We start from the raw sequence: 16,763 nt of genomic DNA, 5'->3' as shown, positions 1-16,763 counted from the left end.
AATGACGGAGGACCGCTTCTGGGAACGGCCGGTGGCGACACTCAGCCGCGAACAGTGGGAAGCGCTGTGCGACGGTTGCGGCAAGTGCTGCCTGCACAAGCTGGAGGACGAGGACACCGGCGAGGTGGTCCACACCAATGTCGCCTGCAAGCTGCTGGACCTCAGGACTGCGCGGTGCAGCGATTACAAGCACCGCCGCGCCTATGTGCCCGATTGCCTGCGCCTGACGCCGAAGCTGGCGCGCGACCTGCCGTGGCTGCCCGACACCTGCGCCTATCGCCTGAGGGCCGAGAACAGGCCACTGCCCGATTGGCACTATCTGGTGTCGGGCGATCGCGAGGCAGTGCACCGTGCCGGCAAGTCGGTCGTGGGCAAGGCGGTGAGCGAGACGCTGGCCGGACCGATCGAGGATCATGTCGTGCCCCCGGAATACTTCGATGGGTAGGGGCGTGCTCGACTGGCTACGGCGCGCCGACACCAAAGCGAAGTCGCAGACCCCCTCTCGCGGAACTTTGGCCCCGCGCGCGGTATCGCGCCGCACGATCGATGTGGCTGGGCGCGAACTTCCGCTGGTGATCCGCAAGCTTGGCCATGCCCGGCGCATGACGCTGCGGCTTGCGCCCGATGGCAGCGAAGCGCGCATCTCCATCCCCGCGTGGGGCCGCGTCGGCGATGCCGAGGCATTTGCGCGCGACCGGGCCGACTGGCTCGCGGGCCAACTGGCGCGGATGCCGGAACCCCGCACGATCGCGCCCGATGCCGCGCTGCCATGGCGGGGCGAGACCTTGCAGATCGAATGGTCGGAGCGGCCCCCCGCAAGCCGGTGATCACAGATGGCCGCCTGATCGTCGGCGGGCCGGTCGAGGGGCTGTCTCCACGGCTGCAGCGCTGGCTGGAGGCAGAGGCGCTGGCGCTTTTTGCCGTCGATCTTGCACACTATTGCGCCCTTGCCGGGGAAGTGGTGCCGCGCCTGTCGCTGTCGCGCGCGCAGCGCCGCTGGGGTAGCTGTGCGGCGGACGGATCGATCCGGATGAACTGGCGGCTGATCATGGCGCCCGATTTCGTGCGACGTTCGGTCGTGGCCCACGAGGTGGCGCACATGAAGCATTTCGACCACAGCCCCGCTTTCCACGCTCATCTCGAACAGCTTTTCGAAGGCGAGATCGAGAGCGCGAACCGCTGGCTCAAGCGGCACGGTCGCTCGCTCTATGTGCCGTTTGGCTGAATGCCTGCCGATGGGTAGCGAAAGCCTGCGCCAGCGCCTATCTAGGCCAGCATGAGAGCCTTCTTCCGCAATGTTTCCCCCGCCGGGCCATCGTCGATTTCTGGCAGGTGTTCACCGCGCCCAGCGACTATCGCCGTGTCGGACTGGTGATGGCGGCGGCGGTGACGGGGACGTTGTTCACCGCGATGGCCATGGAAGGCGGCACGGCGCTGCCCCGCCCGCCCGAGATCATCTACTTCCCGAGCTTCATCGAGGACCGCAGCGACGCCGAGATTCTCGCCGAGAACAAGGCGGCAACGGCCAAGGCCCGGGCAGAGGAAGCCGAGGAAGAGGCGCGGCAGGAGCGTATCCGCCAGATGTACAAGGCGGTCGGCGACGCCACCGGGGTTGAAACCAAGCGTGCCTATGAAGAAGGCAAGGCCGAGCGCGAGGCGTACCGCAAGAAGGTTGAGGCCGCGCGCAAGGAAGTGCTCGACAAGCACCTGGTCGACAATCCGGTCTACGATGCCGAGATGAAGAAGGCGCAGACCGAAAAACCATGAGCAGGCCTGAGGACCTGCGCTGGCTCGATGCTGCGGCGGCACTTGCTGCGCGCGGGCGTCCGCTGAGCAGGCCCAATCCTGCGGTAGGCGCGGTGATCGTGAAGGACGGCAAGGTCGTTGGACGCGGCTGGACGCAGGCGGGCGGTCGTCCTCATGCCGAAGCCGAGGCACTCGCGATGGCGGGCGAGGCGGCCAATGGTGCGACGCTCTACGTGACGCTGGAGCCCTGCGCCCACGCCAGTGCGCGCGGGCCCTCATGCACGTCACTGGTTCTGGAGAGCGGCCTTGCGCGGGTGGTGATCGGCGTTGAGGACCCGGACCCTCGAACGGCGGGGAGTGGCATCGCGGCATTACGAAAAGCCGGGATCGAGGCCGAAATCCTGCCCAGCCCCGCTGCAAGGGATTCGCTGGCCGGATATCTGAGCCGCGCGACACTGGGACGGCCTTACATAACGCTGAAGCTTGCCACATCGCTCGATGGCCGGATCGCGCTTCCCGGTGGCAGCAGCAAATGGATCACCGGCCCCGAGGCGCGGGCGCACTGTCATGTCGAGCGGGCACGGGCCGACGCGATCCTGGTCGGCGGCGGAACCTTTCGCGCCGATGCGCCAAGGCTTGACGTGCGCTTGCCGGGGCTTGAACACCGCAGCCCGCAGCGCATGGTACTGACGCGGGGAACGGTTCCGGAAGGCTGGACGGCGGTAGTAGATATCACCGCACCACAGGCTTTCAGAGATGCCCAGTACCTTTTCGTCGAAGGCGGAGCGCAAGCGGCGGCATCTTTCCTTGCCGCTGACATGGTCGACCGGCTGCTGCTCTATCGCGCACCGATCATCATTGGCGATGGCCTGCCCTGCATCGGGGACATCGGCCTGGGCTCGCTTGCTGACGCGCACGGCCATTGGCGCAATGTGGACCGGCGGACGCTTGGCAGCGATGCGCTCGACGTCTACGAGCGGGTCCGCTGAAGGAGATTTCTTATGTTCACCGGGATCGTCACGGAAATCGGCAACATCCTCGCCATCGAGGACAAGGGCGACCGCCACATCACGATCTCGTGCGCGATGGACCCGGCAAAGATCGCCATCGGTGCCTCGATCGCCTGCTCGGGCGTATGCCTGACCGTGGTGGACAAGGGTGGCGTAGCTGGCGAAGGCTGGTTTGCGGTGGACGTTTCGGGCGAGACCGTCAGTCGCACTGCCTCCGAACAATGGACCGTGGGCGCGCCGCTCAATCTCGAACCGGCGCTGAAACTGGGCGATGAGCTGGGCGGGCACATCGTGACCGGGCACGTCGATGCAGTGGGCGAAGTCGTCGGCATTTGCCCGGAAGGCGCATCGCTGAAGTTCGGCATTTCCGCGCCGCAGGAGCTGGCGCCCTACATCGCGGCCAAGGGGTCGATCACGGTCAACGGCGTGTCTTTGACCGTCAACGAAGTGGCCGATCAACCCGACGGTTCATGCCACTTCGCGCTCAACATCATCCCCCACACCGCGCAGGTCACGACCATGGGCGCGCTGAAGCCGGGATCGAAGGTCAACCTCGAGATCGACGTGCTGGCGCGCTATCTCAAGCGGATGCAGAGCCTGGCGCAGCAGGGTTGAGCAAAATTCAGGCGCAGCCGAGCACAATCTGAAGCAGTTGCTCGGGCTGATCGCCCATGACGTTGTGGGTGGCTTCGGCCTCGTGATACTCCCACGCCGGATCGTCCTGCACTGCATCGGCGAACTTGCCGAAAGGTGACGGACTCCAGCCATTGGCGAAGATGTAAACGTGGCGGGGGATCTTCGCTTCCTCGCCGGTGAAGCGCACCGCCTCGACCAGCGTCAGCAACGGGTGATCGGACAGGACAGGGCTTTCAAGACCGGGGAGCGGGGACACTGCACCCGGCTTGCGCTTCTGGCTGCCGATGTAGTGATCGTGCTCCCACTGCCCGGTCAGGTCCCACAGTGACTGGCCATCCTGCGGCAGGAAAGCATCGACGTAGACTATCGCGTCGATCCGCGCACCGAGCCGCGTGGCGACACCGGTGATGACCATGCCGCCCCAGGAATGGCCGACCAGCACGAAGCGATCGAAACCGGCCTTGGCAATCTGGTCGCAAACATCATCGATGTGCGTGGTCAACGTGATGCCGGGGTTGAACTCGGCCTTGCGGCGGCCAAGACCGGTGAGATCGGCAGCGAGGACGCGGTGCCCGGCGGCGGTGAGATCGGCTTTCAACAGATCCCACGCAAAGCTGCCGCCCCACGCGCCGTGCACCAGCACGAAGTCGGTCATGGCTCAGGCCCCCGGGCCGATGCCGTGCTTCTTGTTGTAACCGTGAATCCATTCGAGCGTCTTGGTCAGGCCGCCGAACGGGTAGAAGTGCAGGCGCACCTTGCCGTGCTCGGCCCCGAGGCCACGGGCAAAGGCATCGACCAGCTTGTCTGGTCCAGCCGTGCCGAGAAGGTTGGTGACGGAAATCCCGTACTTCTTGAGCACCGAGGTTGACGCACCCACGCCGCAGCGGGCAGCAAAGGCGAGCAGGCGCTTGATCCCCGCGGGGCCGGGCACGCCGATGCGCACCGGGGCATCGATGCCGCGCGCGCGCAATTCCTTGAGCCAGGCGAGGAAGGCATCGGGATCGAAGCCGAACTGGGTGACGATCAGCGGGGCCATGCCGCGCGCGGTGATCTCGGCCACCTTCTTTTCGAGGACCGCCCAGCATTCGGCCTCGGTCATGTTCGGATGCCCTTCCGGGTGCCCGCCAATGCCGATGGCCTTGATGCCGGAGCGTTCGAACGCGCCGGTGGCGATCAGGGCGGAGGTATCGAAATAGGGGCCAACCGGCTCGGGCGGATCGCCTGCGACGATGAAGCAGCGCGTCACGCCGGCCTGTTCGACCACAGCGCGAAGGTAGCCTTCGAAATCGTCCTCGGAGGTGATCCGGCGGGCGGAGAAATGGGGCATCGGCTCGAAGCCGAGCTGGCGCACCGCGACTGTAGCGGCAACCCGGGCGGCAACGTCCTCGCCGGGGAGGAACGTGACGGCAATAGGGGTGTCGGCCGGAATGAGCGGGGCGGCATCGCGCAGCGACGCCTCGTCCTTCGCGGTCATCTCCAGGCTGAAGCCATCAGTGATCCCGTCGGGCGCCTTGTCCCAGTTGGGATGGATAAGCGGTGCTGCCATGTGCGGGATCCTCTCAATGGTTGAGGGCAGTCCGCCCGGTTGCCTTTGCAGCAATCCGGGCGGCGCCAGTCTGCTTGGGCTCAGCGCGCGGTGCGCCAGCCTTCGGCATAGTTTTCGCGAGCGACGCGGCTGTAGGGAACCGGCGAGACGATCGCGCGGACCTCAATCTGCTTGTGCGGCTCGACGGTGGTCTTGCGAGTACCGCCGTTCTCTTCGCCCCACACCACGCGCAGTTCGGTGCCGACCGGGATTTCCGGATCGATCGTGGCGAGGCTGAGCGCCTGCTTCTCGTTGTACGAGTAGCCGGTGAACATCGAGAAGCCGACGGTCTTGCCGCCAGCATCGACGACGCGATCGTAGTTCGACGAAGCATAGTTGGCGAGCGGGGTGTCGAAGAACTTGTACTGTTCGCCATCCGGGTTGAACAGCGAGGCCATGATCTTGGCCATGTCCTCAGGGTTCCAGGCGAGCGTCACCTTCTTGCGCTGCTCGGCGGGGTTCAGGGCTTCCAGTGCCTCGCGGCCATGGAAGTCATGGTCGAACTTGACGAAGTTGCCGTAACCCAGCTCCCACGGGTTGAGGTAGTAGTCCTCGATGTTGTCCGAGACGAACGAACCACCGATCGAACCGGTCGCTTCGTAGCTGTCGGCAGCGAGCCATTCGCGGAAGCCCTTGAGCTTTTCGCCGGTGTAGATGGCGGGCAGCGGCGAGGGGATCCAGCCGGATTCCAGCGTGTTCGACGGGTAGGCGCGGCTGCCGCAAGCGATCAGGCCGAATTCCTTGCCCGCTTCCAGAATGGCGGCGCGGATTTCTTCCTGCTCGGCATAGGGGCCCCAGATTTCAAGACCCGGTGCGCCCGACATGCCGTGGCGCAGCGTGCGCACGGTCTTGCCGGCGATGTTCATGGTGCTCATGTTGAAGAACTTGAGCTGTTCGAGCGGGCCGCCGTGCAGCTTCTCGATCACGTTCCACGCCTGCGGGCCCTGGATCTGGAAGCGCCATTCCTTGCGGGTGACGGGCTTGCCCATCGGGCGCATCGGCGAACGGTCGTCGAGTTCGATCTCGACATCGTAGCCACCGGTCGCGCCGTGGTAGCGCAGCCAGTTCGAAGCCGGGGCGCGGCCGACGTAGGTGAACGATTCTTCTTCTTCCCAGAAGATGATGCCGTCACCGATGACGTGGCCGTAAGGCGTGGTCGGGACGTACTGCTTGGCCTTGTTGACCGTCCAGCCCTTGGGGCTGTTGATCATGGTGTCGGACAGCAGCTTCAGCGCGTCCTTGCCACGAATGTAGAGGTTCACCATGTGGTGCGACTGGTCGAACAGGACGGCGCTGTGCTGCCATGCCCACTGTTCGCTGCGCCAGTTCGAGAATTCCGGCGCAACGACCGGATAGACATAAGCACCGAGCTGCGAGTTGCGCAGCATCTCGACGACGTTGCCGCCTTGCTGGATTACCTCTTCGAGGTTCTTCGCCATCTTGAACTCTCCCGACTTGTGAAATGGCAGGGTTGAAAAACTTGTATGCAACACATACAATCTCCTTCGAGATTCGCAATGGGAAATGTTGCGCCCTCTGTGCGCCACCCCTAACGCGACAAGGACGGGAGAGATTTTGATGAGCGCATCGCTGATTCTGACGCTGTCTTGCGAAGACAAGCCGGGCATCGTCGCCCGGGTCACGGGCAACCTCTATGAAGCGGGCGGCAACATCCGCGAGGCGCAGCAATTCGATGACTCGCTGAGCGGAAAATTCTTCATGCGAGTCGTGTTCGATCCGGGCGAGACCGGGATCGATGCGTTCCGCACGGCCTTTGCGCCGGTTGCCGATGACTACGGCATGGAATGGAACATGCGCGACACCGCCGTGAAGCGGAAGGTCGTGCTCATGGTCAGCAAGTTCGACCACTGCCTGGGTGACCTGCTGTACCGCACCCGCATCGGCGAACTGCCGATGGAAGTCGTGGCGATCCTCGGCAACCATCCCAAGGAAGCGCTGTCGATCTCGCTGATCGGCGACGTGCCCTACTACCACCTGCCGATCACCAAGGAGACCAAGCCGCAGCAGGAAGCCGAAGTGAAGCGCATCGTCACCGAGACGGGCGCGGAACTGGTGGTTCTGGCGCGCTACATGCAGATCCTGTCGGATGATCTCACGGCGTTCCTCGCCGGCCGCTGCATCAATATCCACCACTCGTTCCTGCCGAGCTTCAAGGGTGCAAAGCCCTATCACCAAGCGCATGCGCGCGGCGTGAAGATGATCGGCGCGACCGGGCATTACGTTACCGCGGACCTCGACGAAGGCCCGATCATCCACCAGGACGTGGAGACCGTGACCCACGCCGACAGCCCCGAAGACCTTGTGCGCAAGGGCCGCGACGTGGAGCGCCGCGTCCTCGCCGAAGCGGTTCGCCTGCACCTCGAGGATCGCGCGCTGGTCAACGGCAACAAGACGGTCGTGTTCAAGAGCTGAGCGGTTTCAATAGTTGAGAAAGGGCGGCGGCGGGGGCACCATGCTCCTGCCGCCGTTTTGCTGCGGGAGAGGACAGATGCACGTCAACGCGCTCGATCACGTCAACATCATCACCGACCGGCTCGACGAGACGGCAGAGTTCTACAAGGCGCTGCTCGGCCTTGATCGGCGGGACGGCCCACCTCCCCTCACCCCGCAGAACGCGCAGTGGATGTACGATGCGGCCGGCAAGGCCATCGTGCACATCAACGCCGTGGACTGCCCGCGCGCCTATGACCGCGAGGTGCAGCCGGGCGCGCTCACCGGCGCGATCCATCACGTTGCGCTCAATTGCTCGGGCTACGACGAAGTTCTGGCGCGCGTGGCCGCCCTGGGGCTCGACTGCCAGACCAACGTGGTTGAAGCCATCGGCCTGCGGCAAATCTTCACCGCAGACCCGAACAACGTGCTGCTGGAGTTGAACTTCTTCGCCGATTAGGCGGAGATTGCCGCCTCCAGAGCGTCGGCCAGTTCCTGCGGCTTCGACAGATAGGGGCTGTGATCGGCCTCGAGCGTTACCACGTGCGCGCCGGGCGACATGGCAATCATGCGGCGCTGGCTTTCGATCGGGATCGTACGGTCGAGCGTGCATTCGACGTAAGTGCGCGGAAGACTGCCCCAGCGTTCCGGCGTCACCGCGATCTTCTCCGAACGCGGCGCGTGGGGTTCGGCCATGAGCCTTGCCATCGCCGCACTGACGAGGTCTGGCGGCGAGACTTGCGCAAAGACGGGTGCAGCATTTGCCGCGTCGATGACGGTCGCGATCCCGCCGTGAACCTTGGAAATGATCGCATCGAAGGCGGGTTGGGGCCTTCGAGTTCCTTGAATTCGGCGCGGCTCATGCCCGCTGGCAACATCATTGCGCAGATATAGACGATGGCGTCCATGGCAGACGGATCACGCTCCGCTGCGGTCGACACGACAAGGCCGCCGCGCGAGTGTCCGCCAAGGACAACTGGCCCTACACCCTGCGCCTTGAGGTCACGGCAATGCTGCGCAGCAAAATCGCCCCAGCGATCAAGCGTGACGGCGGCCATCTCCTCCGCGGTGCCGCCCATGCCGGGCAGTGTCGGCGCGACCACAGTATGCCCCCGCGCGCGGAGAATTTCCGCGACCGGATCGAAGCACCAGCCACCGTGCCAGGACCCATGGATCAGAACGAAACCAGCCATCAGCGGACATGCCCCGACCAGGTGCGCAGGCCCGGAGCGGTCCGGTCCTCGCTCTTGAGGGCTTCGGCGACAGCCGGACGCGCGGTGAGGCGATCGCGCCATTCGCACAGGCGGGGAAAGCGGCTCGCCACTTCCATCTCGGGAAACATACGCTCGACCATCATGCCGCAGTGCGAATAAAAGTTGATGTCTGCAAGGGTGTACGTGCTCCCTGCCAACCACTTTGTTTGCCCAAGCTGGGCCTCGACCTTGGCGAGGGCATATTCGATCTTGGCGGTGGCGTTGGCGAGGTCCGCCTCGGAGAAGCCGGAGCGCGCCGTTGCCCACTTTTTGCGCTGATCGGGCAGCGGGATGCTCTCGAGCAGCTTCTCGAACTCGCCATTCTCGATATTGCGCGCGATCACGCCGACCATGCGGTGCCAGCCATGCATCGAGACGAAGTTCATCACGTGCTCGTCGATAAACTTGTTCCAGTAGCGCATCCGCGCCGCGCCCACCGCGTCGCGCGGACGCAACGGCGCGTCGGCGGGCTGGGCATCGGGGAAAACGTCCTCGAGGTATTCGTTGATCACCGTGGTGTGGGTGATGATCGTGCCGTCGTGGTCGAGCACGGGCACCTGGCCTTCGGGATTGATCGCGGTGAACCACGGCTGGTGCTGCTCGAACTTGTGCAGGTCGACGTAGATGCTCTCGTAAGCGAGGCCCTTCTCCTTGAGCGGCACCATCGACTTCAGCGAATTCGCCAGCGGTTCGGCGTGGTAGTATTTCAGGGCCATCGGCGTCTCCCGGGGGTCAGACTCGCATGGTGCCAAGCATGCCACCGTCGACCGCCCAGCTTTGGGCAGTGACGTGGCTCGCGGCGTCGGAAAGGAGGAAGGCGGCGACCCTGGCCAGTTCCTCGGGCTGGCCAGTGCGGCCTTGCGGCACGGCCTTGGCCATCTGCGAGGCGGCTTCGGGCGGCAGGCCATCGAGCATCGGCGTCTCGATCAGCCCCGGCACGATGCAGTTGCAGCGCACCCCGAACTCGGCGACTTCGTTGGCAACCGCGCGCGACAGGCCGAGGACAGCATGCTTGCTCGCGACATAGCCCGCGTTCATCGGCAAACCGCGCTCGCTGGCGAGGCTGCCGGTGACGAGGATCGCGCCTGTCCCACGCTCCTTCATGGCGGGTAGTACGTGCTGGATCGCCCAGAGCACGCCCTTGAGGTTCACCGCCATCACGGCATCGAACATCTCGTCGGTATATTGCTCGACGGGAGCGAACATGCCGCCGATGCCGGCGTTCAGAAACAGGCCATCGATCGGGCCGTTGGCAGCGGCCGCGTGATCGAGCGCTGCATGAAGCGCGGCCTTGTCGGCAACGTCCGCTGCAGCGAAGGCGGTGCTCCCGCCAAGGTCACGCGCGGCTTGTTCGAGCAGATCGGCGCGGCGGGCGATCAGCGAAACACGCGCGCCGGCCTGTCTGCATACGGTAGCGGTGGCGCGTCCGATGCCTGTGGAGGCGCCGGTGATGACGATGTGCTTGCCCGTAAGGTCGGTCACTCGGACGTCCTTGCGATGAATTCCGCCCAGACGCGGGCTTCCTTGCTGTCATGACCTTCGGGAGACCACTGCCGTTCCATCAGCTTGCGCGCCTCTGTCTCGGGCAGTCCGAGAATCTCGCGGTTGTAGCGGTAGAAGAACGCCGAGACGCGCCAGTTCATGATGCAGTGGACGTGCACCGGCCGGGGACCTTCCTCCACCGCCTTCACGAAGGCGGCGAAGTGCTCCTCGCCCGGCGCGTCGAACGGCACGGGAATGTGGGTATAGACAATGCCTTGCGCGGCCAGCTTCTCCCCTTCCCCGGCCAAGGCCTCGGGATGGGTCTCCAGCGCGAGGTTGACGACATGCGCGACGCCCAGATCGGCGAGGCGCATGACGTCCTTGTCCTCGATCCGGCCCGACGTGGTCACTTCCGCATCGAGCCTCTGCCAGGCGCGGATGTCGTCAGGATCGGCCATGGCGCAGGCTCAGGCGAGCCCGAGCAGGCGCGCGGCGTTGTCCTTCATGATGCCGGGCATGACCTCTTCCTTGAAGCCGACCTGAAGCGCGGCGTCGATCCACTTCTGCGGGTGGATCAGCGGGAAGTCCGAACCGAACAGCATCTTCTTCTTGAGCTGCGTGTTGGCGTACTGGATGATCTGCGGGGCAAAGTACTTCGGGCTCCAGCCGGACAGGTCGATGAACACGTTGTCCTTGTGCAACGCCATCGACAGGCTTTCATCCACCCACGGCCACGATGGGTGGGCCAGGATGATCTTCATGTCGGGGAAATCGACCGCGACATCATCGACCAGCATCGGCTGGCCATATTTCAGGCGCATGCCGCCACCGCCGCGCATGCCGGTGCCCATGCCGGAGTGGCCGGTGTGGAAGATCGCGGGCAGGCCGTATTCAGCGATGACTTCGTAGATCGGATAGCCGACGCGATCGGCGGGGTGGCAGTTCTGGGCAATGCCGTGGAACTTGAAGCCCTTTACCCCATAGTTCTCGATCAGGTCACGTGCTTCGCGCGCGCCGAACTTGCCCTTGTGCGGATCGATCGAGGCAAAGGCGATGCAGATGTCGTCGTTCTTGGCCGCCATCTCGGCAACTTCGTAGTTCGACACGCGCTTGGCCCCCATGCCGCATTCGGCATCGACCGTGAACATGCAGAACGCAATCTGCTGCTCACGGTAGATCTCGACGATCTCGGGCATCTTGGGGCGTTCGCGCGGAGCCTTGAAGTAGGCTGAAGCCGCGTCGAAGAACTGGCCCATGACCGGATCTTCCGGATCGTGGCACGAGACCTCGGCATGGACGTGGACGTCAATCGCCTTGATCTTCGACAGGTCGATGGGCACCGTTCTATTCCTTCATTTGTGCAAGGTCGAGACGACCCTGCCGCGATACGACAGGGCCGACTTCGACATTCAGGCGCGGATCAGACCAGCGCGTCCTTCTTGACCGTGATCACCTGGCTATAGGTGAACTCCTTAAGGCCCTCGATGCCATATTCCGCACCGAAGCCGGACTGCTTGTGGCCACCGAAAGGCGCAAAAGGCGAGAGGTGGAGGAACTCGTTGATCCACACCGTGCCGGTTTCAAGCTGCTCGGCGATCTTCACGCCACGCTCTGTGTCCTTGGTCCAGACAGCGCCAGCAAGGCCATATTCCGAATTGTTGGCGCGGGCGATGACTTCGTCGTCGCTCGAGAACTTCATCAGCGGCATGACCGGGCCGAACTGCTCTTCCGCCACGATCCGGGCGTCTTCGGGCGGATTGTCGAGGATCGTGATCGGCACATAGTAGCCCGAACCCGAGGGATCGACGTCGCCACCAACGAGGAACTTGTAGCCGTTGTCCTTGGCGTCCTGGATCAATTCACAGACGCGTTCGAACTGCTTCTTGTTCTGGATCGGGCCGACGCCAGTGCCCTGTTCCGAACCGTCACCGACCTTTACGGTCTTGGCGTATTCGGCGATCGCCTTGGACAGGTCGTCGTAGATGTCCTCGTGAATGTAGACGCGCTTTGCAGCGACGCAGATCTGGCCGGCGTTGGTGAAGCTCGACCAGAACAGCTGCTCGGCCACCTTCTCGACGTCGGCGTCGGGCAGGACGATCGAGGCATCGTTGCCGCCCAGTTCCAGCGTGATGCGCTTGAGATCCTTCGAGGCGCCTTCCATGATGCGCTTGCCGGTTGCAGTCGAGCCGGTGAAGGTGATCTTGTCGATGTCCGGGTGCGAGGTCATCATCGGGCCGAGCGCGTCTTCCCCGGTGATGATGTTGACGACGCCCGCCGGCACGATGTCCTTGATCAGCTCGGCAAACTTGAGCGTCGTCAGCGGCGTGAACGGCGAAGGCTTGAGCACGATGGTGCAGCCGGTGAGGATCGCGGGCGCGATCTTCTGCACGGCCATCAGCAGCGGGAAGTTCCACGGCACGATCCCGGCGACCACGCCGACCGGCACGCGGCGGGTGCGGCTGAGACGTTCGGCGCTGTCCTCGTTGATCGTCTCTTCGAGGGTCAGCGTCGACTGGGCGTTCATGATCCCGGCGCAGGCGCCGATCTCGTGCTGGGCCTGGTGGTGCGGCTTGCCCTGCTCGCTGGTCAGCAGGCGATAGAGTTCATCGAAGTTGGCTTCGATTGCCGAGGCCATGTTGCGGATGACGGCACGGCGGTCGTCGACCGGGGTCTTGGACCAGGTCTTGAAGGCGGCGCGCGCGGCTGCAACGGCGCGATCCAGTTCTTCAGCGCCGCAAGCCGGCACCTGGCCGATGACCTGCTCGTTGGCCGGGTTGACCACATCGAGCGACGATGCGGTGGTGACCAGCTCGCCATTGATCAGGTTGGGATAAAGATGCGTCATGAATCTCTCCACTCGTTATGATTGCTATTGCTCATAGCATTCTTGTCAGCGCGCTTCCAGAGCCTTGTCCTCATTGGCGCGCTTGATCAGGTACTGGCGAATGTTGTCCGCATCCTCGGGCTTCAGGGCCGACTTGAACGACACCATGCCGTTGTGCTGCAGCGCGCCGTCGATCACTACCGACCGGATGGCTTCGGGAGCGTTGAGCGCGGCGGAATGGCGCAGGTCCGGATTCACGCCGCCGGCAACCGCCGCATCGCCATGGCAGACGTTGCAGTAACGGCCATAGAGCTCGCCACCAGCCTTGACCTGTTCAGGCGTGCCGGTGAAGGGCGGCGGGTCGAGCACCATCTTGGCCATTGGCGGAGCGGCAGGCAGCGCAGCCTTGCCGCCGAGCTTGAACACGACGAGGCGGCTGATGTTGCGCTGCTTCTTGGCCTTGTGCGCAAGGACGCCGGTGGCGACGTCCCAGACGCCTCCCCATCCGACCATGACCGCGACGTACTGTTCGCCGTCAATCGCATACGTCATCGGTGCGGCAATGATCCCGCTCTGGGCCGGGAACGACCAGAGCCGCTTGCCCTTGTCCGCGCTGTAGGCGACGAAATCACCGCCCGCGGTCCCCTGGAACACGAGATTGCCGGCGGTCGAAAGAATGCCACCGTTCGACGGGCTTGGCAGTTCGACCTTCCACGCGGCCTTCTTCGCGACCGGGTCCCACGCCACCAGCGTACCGGTAGTCGCGCTCATCGCGGCGGAGCGAGCCTTGGCATCGGCCGGCATTGCGGTGACGTACCCGTCGAGGCCAGTCTGGAAGCCGATATCGGTCGCCTTCCAGTCCTTGGCAGCGGCGTAGGGGAACGCCGCGTTGTTTACCGGCAAGTAGAGCAGGCCCGTCTTCGGGCTGAAGCTCTGCGGCTGCCACGAGTGCGCACCGACCGCGCCGGGCAGGCTGACGAATGGCGCGCCCTTTTCGTAACGGGCGGCGGGGTTGACCGTGGCCTTGCCGGTGTTCGGGTCAATGCCGGTCGCCCAGTTGACCGCAACGAAAGGCGTTGCCGAGATGAACTGGCCGGTCTTGGCATCGAGCACGTAGACATGGCCGTTCTTGGGGGCATGCAGCACGACATGACGCTGCTGGCCACCGATGTTCAGGTCCGCCAGCGTGATCTGTTGGGCGCTGTCGAAGTCCCAGCGGTCTTCCGGTGTTTCCTGGAAATGCCAGGCATATTCGCCCGTATCGGCATTCACCGCGACAATCGATGAGGTATAGAGGCTGTCGCCCTCGCGGCCCGAGGCAGCGGGGTTCCACGGCTCTGCGTTGCCGGTGCCAAACAGCACGAGATTGGTGGTGGGATCATAGGTGATCGCATCCCACACGGTGCCGCCACCGCCGAGCTTCCACCATTCGCCAGCCCAGGTCTTGGCGGCGTTCTCCATGGCCTTGTTCTCGAAGCCATCGGCGGGGTTGCCGGGGACGGTGTGGAACTTCCACACTTCATTGCCGGAGTTCACGTCATAGGCCGCGATATAGCCGCGCGCCTTGTATTCCGAACCGCCGCTGCCGATCAGCACCTTGCCCTTCACCACGCGCGGTGCGCCGGTGATGGTGTAGTCCTGCTGATTGGGCACGACGACCTTCGACCACACCGGCTTGCCGGTCTTCTGGTCGAGAGCGACGAGGCGACCGTCGAGCGTACCGACAAAGACCTTGTCGCCATAGAGCGCAACACCGCGATTGACCGCATCGCAGCAGGCCCTGACCAGCGTTTCGCGCGGCACTTCCGGGTCGTAGGACCACTTGAGCGCGCCGGTCTTGGCATCGAACGCCTTCACCATCGACCACGCGGTCGAGATGTAGAGCGTGCCGTCGTGCATCAGCGGGGTGGCTTCCTGCCCCCGTGCGGTCTCCAGATCATGGAACCACGCAAGGCCGAGCTGGCCGACGTTGGTATCGTTGACCTGGGTCAGCGGGGAGAAGCGCTGCTCGCCGTAATCGCGCCCGTAGCTCAGCCATTCGCCTTCGGGCACTTGCGCGATCATCGCATCGGTGACGCCTGCGGTAGCGACGGCGACCTTGTCGCCATCGCTCTTGATGTTGCACGCCGCCAGCGGCAGCAGTGCGGCCATCAGGCCCAGGACCTTCAAACGCATATCCAGCTCTCTCCCGACTGTCCGTTTTCCGGATCAGTTGACCATACGATCGGCGTTGCCCCAATAGGGAACCCGCAGCGCCTTCTTGTCCATCTTGCCCGCAGCGGTGCGCGGAATCGAGTCGATAAACGTGACAGATTTCGGCGCCTTGACCCCGCCCAGGCGCTCCTTGGCATAGGCAATGATTTCAGCCTCGGTGATGCCGTCTGCCACGACCACCGCGTGGACCTGCTCGCCCCACTTTTCGTGCGGAATGCCGAAGACGCAGGCCTCGCGCACTTGCGCAAGCTCGGTCACGGCAGCTTCGACTTCGGCGGTGAACACGTTGAAACCGCCCGAGACGACCATGTCCTTCTTGCGGTCGACGATATAAAGGTAGCCGTCCTTGTCGAACTTGCCGACGTCGCCGGTGTGGTGCCAGCCGAACTTGCGGATTTCGGCGGTTTCCTCGGGTTTCTCGAAATAGGAATGCGTGACGAGTGCGCCGCGCACGCAGATCTCGCCCGCTTCACCAAGCGGCACTTCGTTGCCATCATCGTCAAGCAGCGCGACCTTGATCGAGCGGGTCGGCTTGCCGCAAGCGGCCAGCTTTTCAGGTGACGAGGTCGCAAACTTCGCCACATCCTCAGGCGGGAACCACGCCACGATCATCGGGCATTCGACCTGACCATAGGACTGGCACATCGCCGGGCCGAACACCTCGACTGCCTGGCGCAGCTTTTCCGGGCTGCAGGGCGAGCCGACGAGGATGAAGATGCGCAAGCTGGAATAGTCGTGGTCACCCAGCTCCGGCGAAGCGAGCAACTGGTAAAGCGCCGTCGGTGGCAGGTACATGTGGGTGACCTTGTACTCCGCGATCGTGCGCAGCACGCGCTGGGCGTCGAAACCGGGCAGGATCACCTGCGTGGCACCAAGGCTCAGCGTGGAAAGTGCAATCGGGCCGGCGGCGTGGGTGATCGGGGCAGAAACCAGCGCGACCGGAGAATCGGTGCGCCCGCCCATGCCGTCGGCTGCGGTCTCGATCATCGTGCCCCAGCCGAGGTTGGTCACGTTCGCGCCTTTCGAGGGGCCAGTGGTCCCGCCGGTCGGGAAGATGCCGACCATGTCCATCAGGTTGCCGAACGCATCGATCTCGGGCTCGACGAAATCGGCTTCGCTCACGCCGGCCATGAACTCGTCGAGGCTCGGGTCATTGCCCATGCGCTGATCAAGGCAGACGAAGTGCTGGAGCGTCGGGCAAAGGTCCTTGAGCTGCTGGACTTCGTCGGCCTTCGACGAATGATAGACCAGCCACTTGAGGCGCACGTAATTGATGTAGGCGGCGTTGGCATCGATCGCGTTGCGGGTGTTGACCGGAATCCACTTGCCGTTGGCGCGCCACATCGCCAGCAGCACGACCAGCAGCATGCCGTCGTTCGGGCCATAAAGGCCGAGGCAGTCCTGGTTCTCGAAGCCGCCCTTCTGCAGAGCTGCAGCGATGCGTTCGGACAGGGCCTTGGTCTCGGCAAAGGTCAGCTTGAGGCCGGTCTCGGTATCGACGATGGCGAGACGCTGCGGATCGCGGTCATGGCCGCGGTCAAAGTAGTCGATGGCGCGCATTG

Annotated in this window: 20 protein-coding genes; 8 read left to right on the top strand and 12 right to left on the bottom strand. The window is 64.2% G+C overall.

Features of this window, described 5'->3' with window-relative positions; genetic code table 11:
* The first annotated feature begins 1 nt into the window (after position 1).
* The 6 genes from C7W88_RS07755 (at position 2) to C7W88_RS07735 (ending at position 3,371) form a co-directional block, all read left to right on the top strand.
* Complete coding sequence (locus C7W88_RS07755) at positions 2 to 445, top strand: YcgN family cysteine cluster protein (RefSeq protein WP_118073112.1); 444 nt, start codon at positions 2 to 4, stop codon at positions 443 to 445.
* Positions 438 to 827 (top strand): hypothetical protein, encoded by a 390-nt coding sequence (locus C7W88_RS24685; RefSeq protein WP_370073214.1) that lies wholly within the window; start codon positions 438 to 440, stop codon positions 825 to 827. The genes C7W88_RS07755 and C7W88_RS24685 overlap by 8 nt, the downstream gene beginning before the upstream one ends.
* Complete coding sequence (locus tag C7W88_RS07750; protein WP_370073213.1) at positions 797 to 1,225, top strand: M48 family metallopeptidase; 429 nt, start codon at positions 797 to 799, stop codon at positions 1,223 to 1,225. The genes C7W88_RS24685 and C7W88_RS07750 overlap by 31 nt, the downstream gene beginning before the upstream one ends.
* 107 nt (positions 1,226 to 1,332) lie before the next feature.
* The gene (locus C7W88_RS07745; RefSeq protein WP_240344879.1) at positions 1,333 to 1,767 is read left to right on the top strand and encodes a hypothetical protein; all 435 of its coding nucleotides are present in this window, start codon (positions 1,333 to 1,335) and stop codon (positions 1,765 to 1,767) included.
* The gene (gene ribD / locus C7W88_RS07740) at positions 1,764 to 2,735 is read left to right on the top strand and encodes a bifunctional diaminohydroxyphosphoribosylaminopyrimidine deaminase/5-amino-6-(5-phosphoribosylamino)uracil reductase RibD (protein ID WP_118073111.1); all 972 of its coding nucleotides are present in this window, start codon (positions 1,764 to 1,766) and stop codon (positions 2,733 to 2,735) included. Before C7W88_RS07745 ends, ribD begins: the two co-directional genes overlap by 4 nt.
* 12 nt (positions 2,736 to 2,747) lie before the next feature.
* Positions 2,748 to 3,371, top strand: a complete 624-nt coding sequence (locus C7W88_RS07735) for a riboflavin synthase (protein WP_118073110.1) — start codon at positions 2,748 to 2,750, stop codon at positions 3,369 to 3,371.
* 7 nt (positions 3,372 to 3,378) lie between these two features.
* Here the strand turns inward: C7W88_RS07735 and C7W88_RS07730 are convergent, their stop codons facing one another.
* The 3 genes from C7W88_RS07730 to C7W88_RS07720 form a co-directional block, all read right to left on the bottom strand.
* On the bottom strand, positions 3,379 to 4,047 hold the full coding sequence (locus C7W88_RS07730) for an alpha/beta fold hydrolase (RefSeq protein WP_118073109.1): 669 nt from the start codon (positions 4,045 to 4,047) through the stop codon (positions 3,379 to 3,381).
* Positions 4,048 to 4,050: 3 nt separating this feature from the next.
* Positions 4,051 to 4,938, bottom strand: a complete 888-nt coding sequence (locus tag C7W88_RS07725; protein WP_118073108.1) for a methylenetetrahydrofolate reductase — start codon at positions 4,936 to 4,938, stop codon at positions 4,051 to 4,053.
* An 80-nt stretch (positions 4,939 to 5,018) separates the two neighbouring features.
* Positions 5,019 to 6,416, bottom strand: coding sequence for an aminomethyltransferase family protein (locus tag C7W88_RS07720; RefSeq protein ID WP_118073107.1), 1,398 nt, complete (start codon positions 6,414 to 6,416; stop codon positions 5,019 to 5,021).
* 139 nt (positions 6,417 to 6,555) lie between these two features.
* Here C7W88_RS07720 and purU point away from each other — a divergent pair, with 139 nt between their 5' ends.
* Positions 6,556 to 7,410, top strand: coding sequence for a formyltetrahydrofolate deformylase (gene purU / locus C7W88_RS07715; RefSeq protein ID WP_118073106.1), 855 nt, complete (start codon positions 6,556 to 6,558; stop codon positions 7,408 to 7,410).
* A gap of 76 nt (positions 7,411 to 7,486) precedes the next feature.
* On the top strand, positions 7,487 to 7,888 hold the full coding sequence (locus C7W88_RS07710; protein ID WP_118073105.1) for a VOC family protein: 402 nt from the start codon (positions 7,487 to 7,489) through the stop codon (positions 7,886 to 7,888).
* On the opposite strand, the gene C7W88_RS07705 is transcribed toward C7W88_RS07710, so the two are convergent.
* The 9 genes from C7W88_RS07705 to C7W88_RS07665 all read right to left on the bottom strand — a co-directional run bounded on the left by C7W88_RS07705 (position 7,885) and on the right by C7W88_RS07665 (position 16,761).
* Entirely contained in the window at positions 7,885 to 8,124 is a 240-nt protein-coding gene (locus tag C7W88_RS07705; protein ID WP_118073104.1) for an alpha/beta fold hydrolase, read from the bottom strand. The two genes, C7W88_RS07710 and C7W88_RS07705, sit on opposite strands and share 4 nt — an antisense overlap.
* Positions 8,082 to 8,621 carry an alpha/beta fold hydrolase gene (locus C7W88_RS07700; protein WP_162895952.1) on the bottom strand — a complete coding sequence of 180 codons (540 nt, stop codon included), beginning with the start codon at positions 8,619 to 8,621 and terminating at the stop codon, positions 8,082 to 8,084. The genes C7W88_RS07705 and C7W88_RS07700 overlap by 43 nt, the downstream gene beginning before the upstream one ends.
* Entirely contained in the window at positions 8,621 to 9,397 is a 777-nt protein-coding gene (locus C7W88_RS07695) for a glutathione S-transferase family protein (RefSeq protein ID WP_118073102.1), read from the bottom strand. The genes C7W88_RS07700 and C7W88_RS07695 overlap by 1 nt, the downstream gene beginning before the upstream one ends.
* 16 nt (positions 9,398 to 9,413) lie before the next feature.
* Positions 9,414 to 10,163 (bottom strand): SDR family NAD(P)-dependent oxidoreductase, encoded by a 750-nt coding sequence (locus C7W88_RS07690; RefSeq protein ID WP_118073101.1) that lies wholly within the window; start codon positions 10,161 to 10,163, stop codon positions 9,414 to 9,416.
* Positions 10,160 to 10,621, bottom strand: coding sequence for a beta-lactamase hydrolase domain-containing protein (locus C7W88_RS07685; RefSeq protein WP_118073100.1), 462 nt, complete (start codon positions 10,619 to 10,621; stop codon positions 10,160 to 10,162). The genes C7W88_RS07690 and C7W88_RS07685 overlap by 4 nt, the downstream gene beginning before the upstream one ends.
* A gap of 9 nt (positions 10,622 to 10,630) precedes the next feature.
* Entirely contained in the window at positions 10,631 to 11,503 is an 873-nt protein-coding gene (locus C7W88_RS07680; protein ID WP_118073099.1) for an amidohydrolase family protein, read from the bottom strand.
* A gap of 80 nt (positions 11,504 to 11,583) precedes the next feature.
* Positions 11,584 to 13,008, bottom strand: coding sequence for an aldehyde dehydrogenase family protein (locus C7W88_RS07675; RefSeq protein ID WP_118073098.1), 1,425 nt, complete (start codon positions 13,006 to 13,008; stop codon positions 11,584 to 11,586).
* Positions 13,009 to 13,053: 45 nt separating this feature from the next.
* On the bottom strand, positions 13,054 to 15,162 hold the full coding sequence (locus tag C7W88_RS07670) for a PQQ-dependent dehydrogenase, methanol/ethanol family (RefSeq protein WP_118073097.1): 2,109 nt from the start codon (positions 15,160 to 15,162) through the stop codon (positions 13,054 to 13,056).
* Between the two features lie 33 nt (positions 15,163 to 15,195).
* Positions 15,196 to 16,761: an AMP-binding protein gene (locus C7W88_RS07665; protein WP_118073096.1), complete on the bottom strand. Its 1,566-nt coding sequence runs from the start codon at positions 16,759 to 16,761 to the stop codon at positions 15,196 to 15,198.
* Between the last annotated feature and the right edge of the window lie 2 nt (positions 16,762 to 16,763).

It is taken from the genome of Novosphingobium sp. THN1 (assembly GCF_003454795.1).
In the GTDB taxonomy this organism is placed as follows: domain Bacteria; phylum Pseudomonadota; class Alphaproteobacteria; order Sphingomonadales; family Sphingomonadaceae; genus Novosphingobium.
This window is presented reverse-complemented; position numbering and strand designations above follow the sequence as displayed.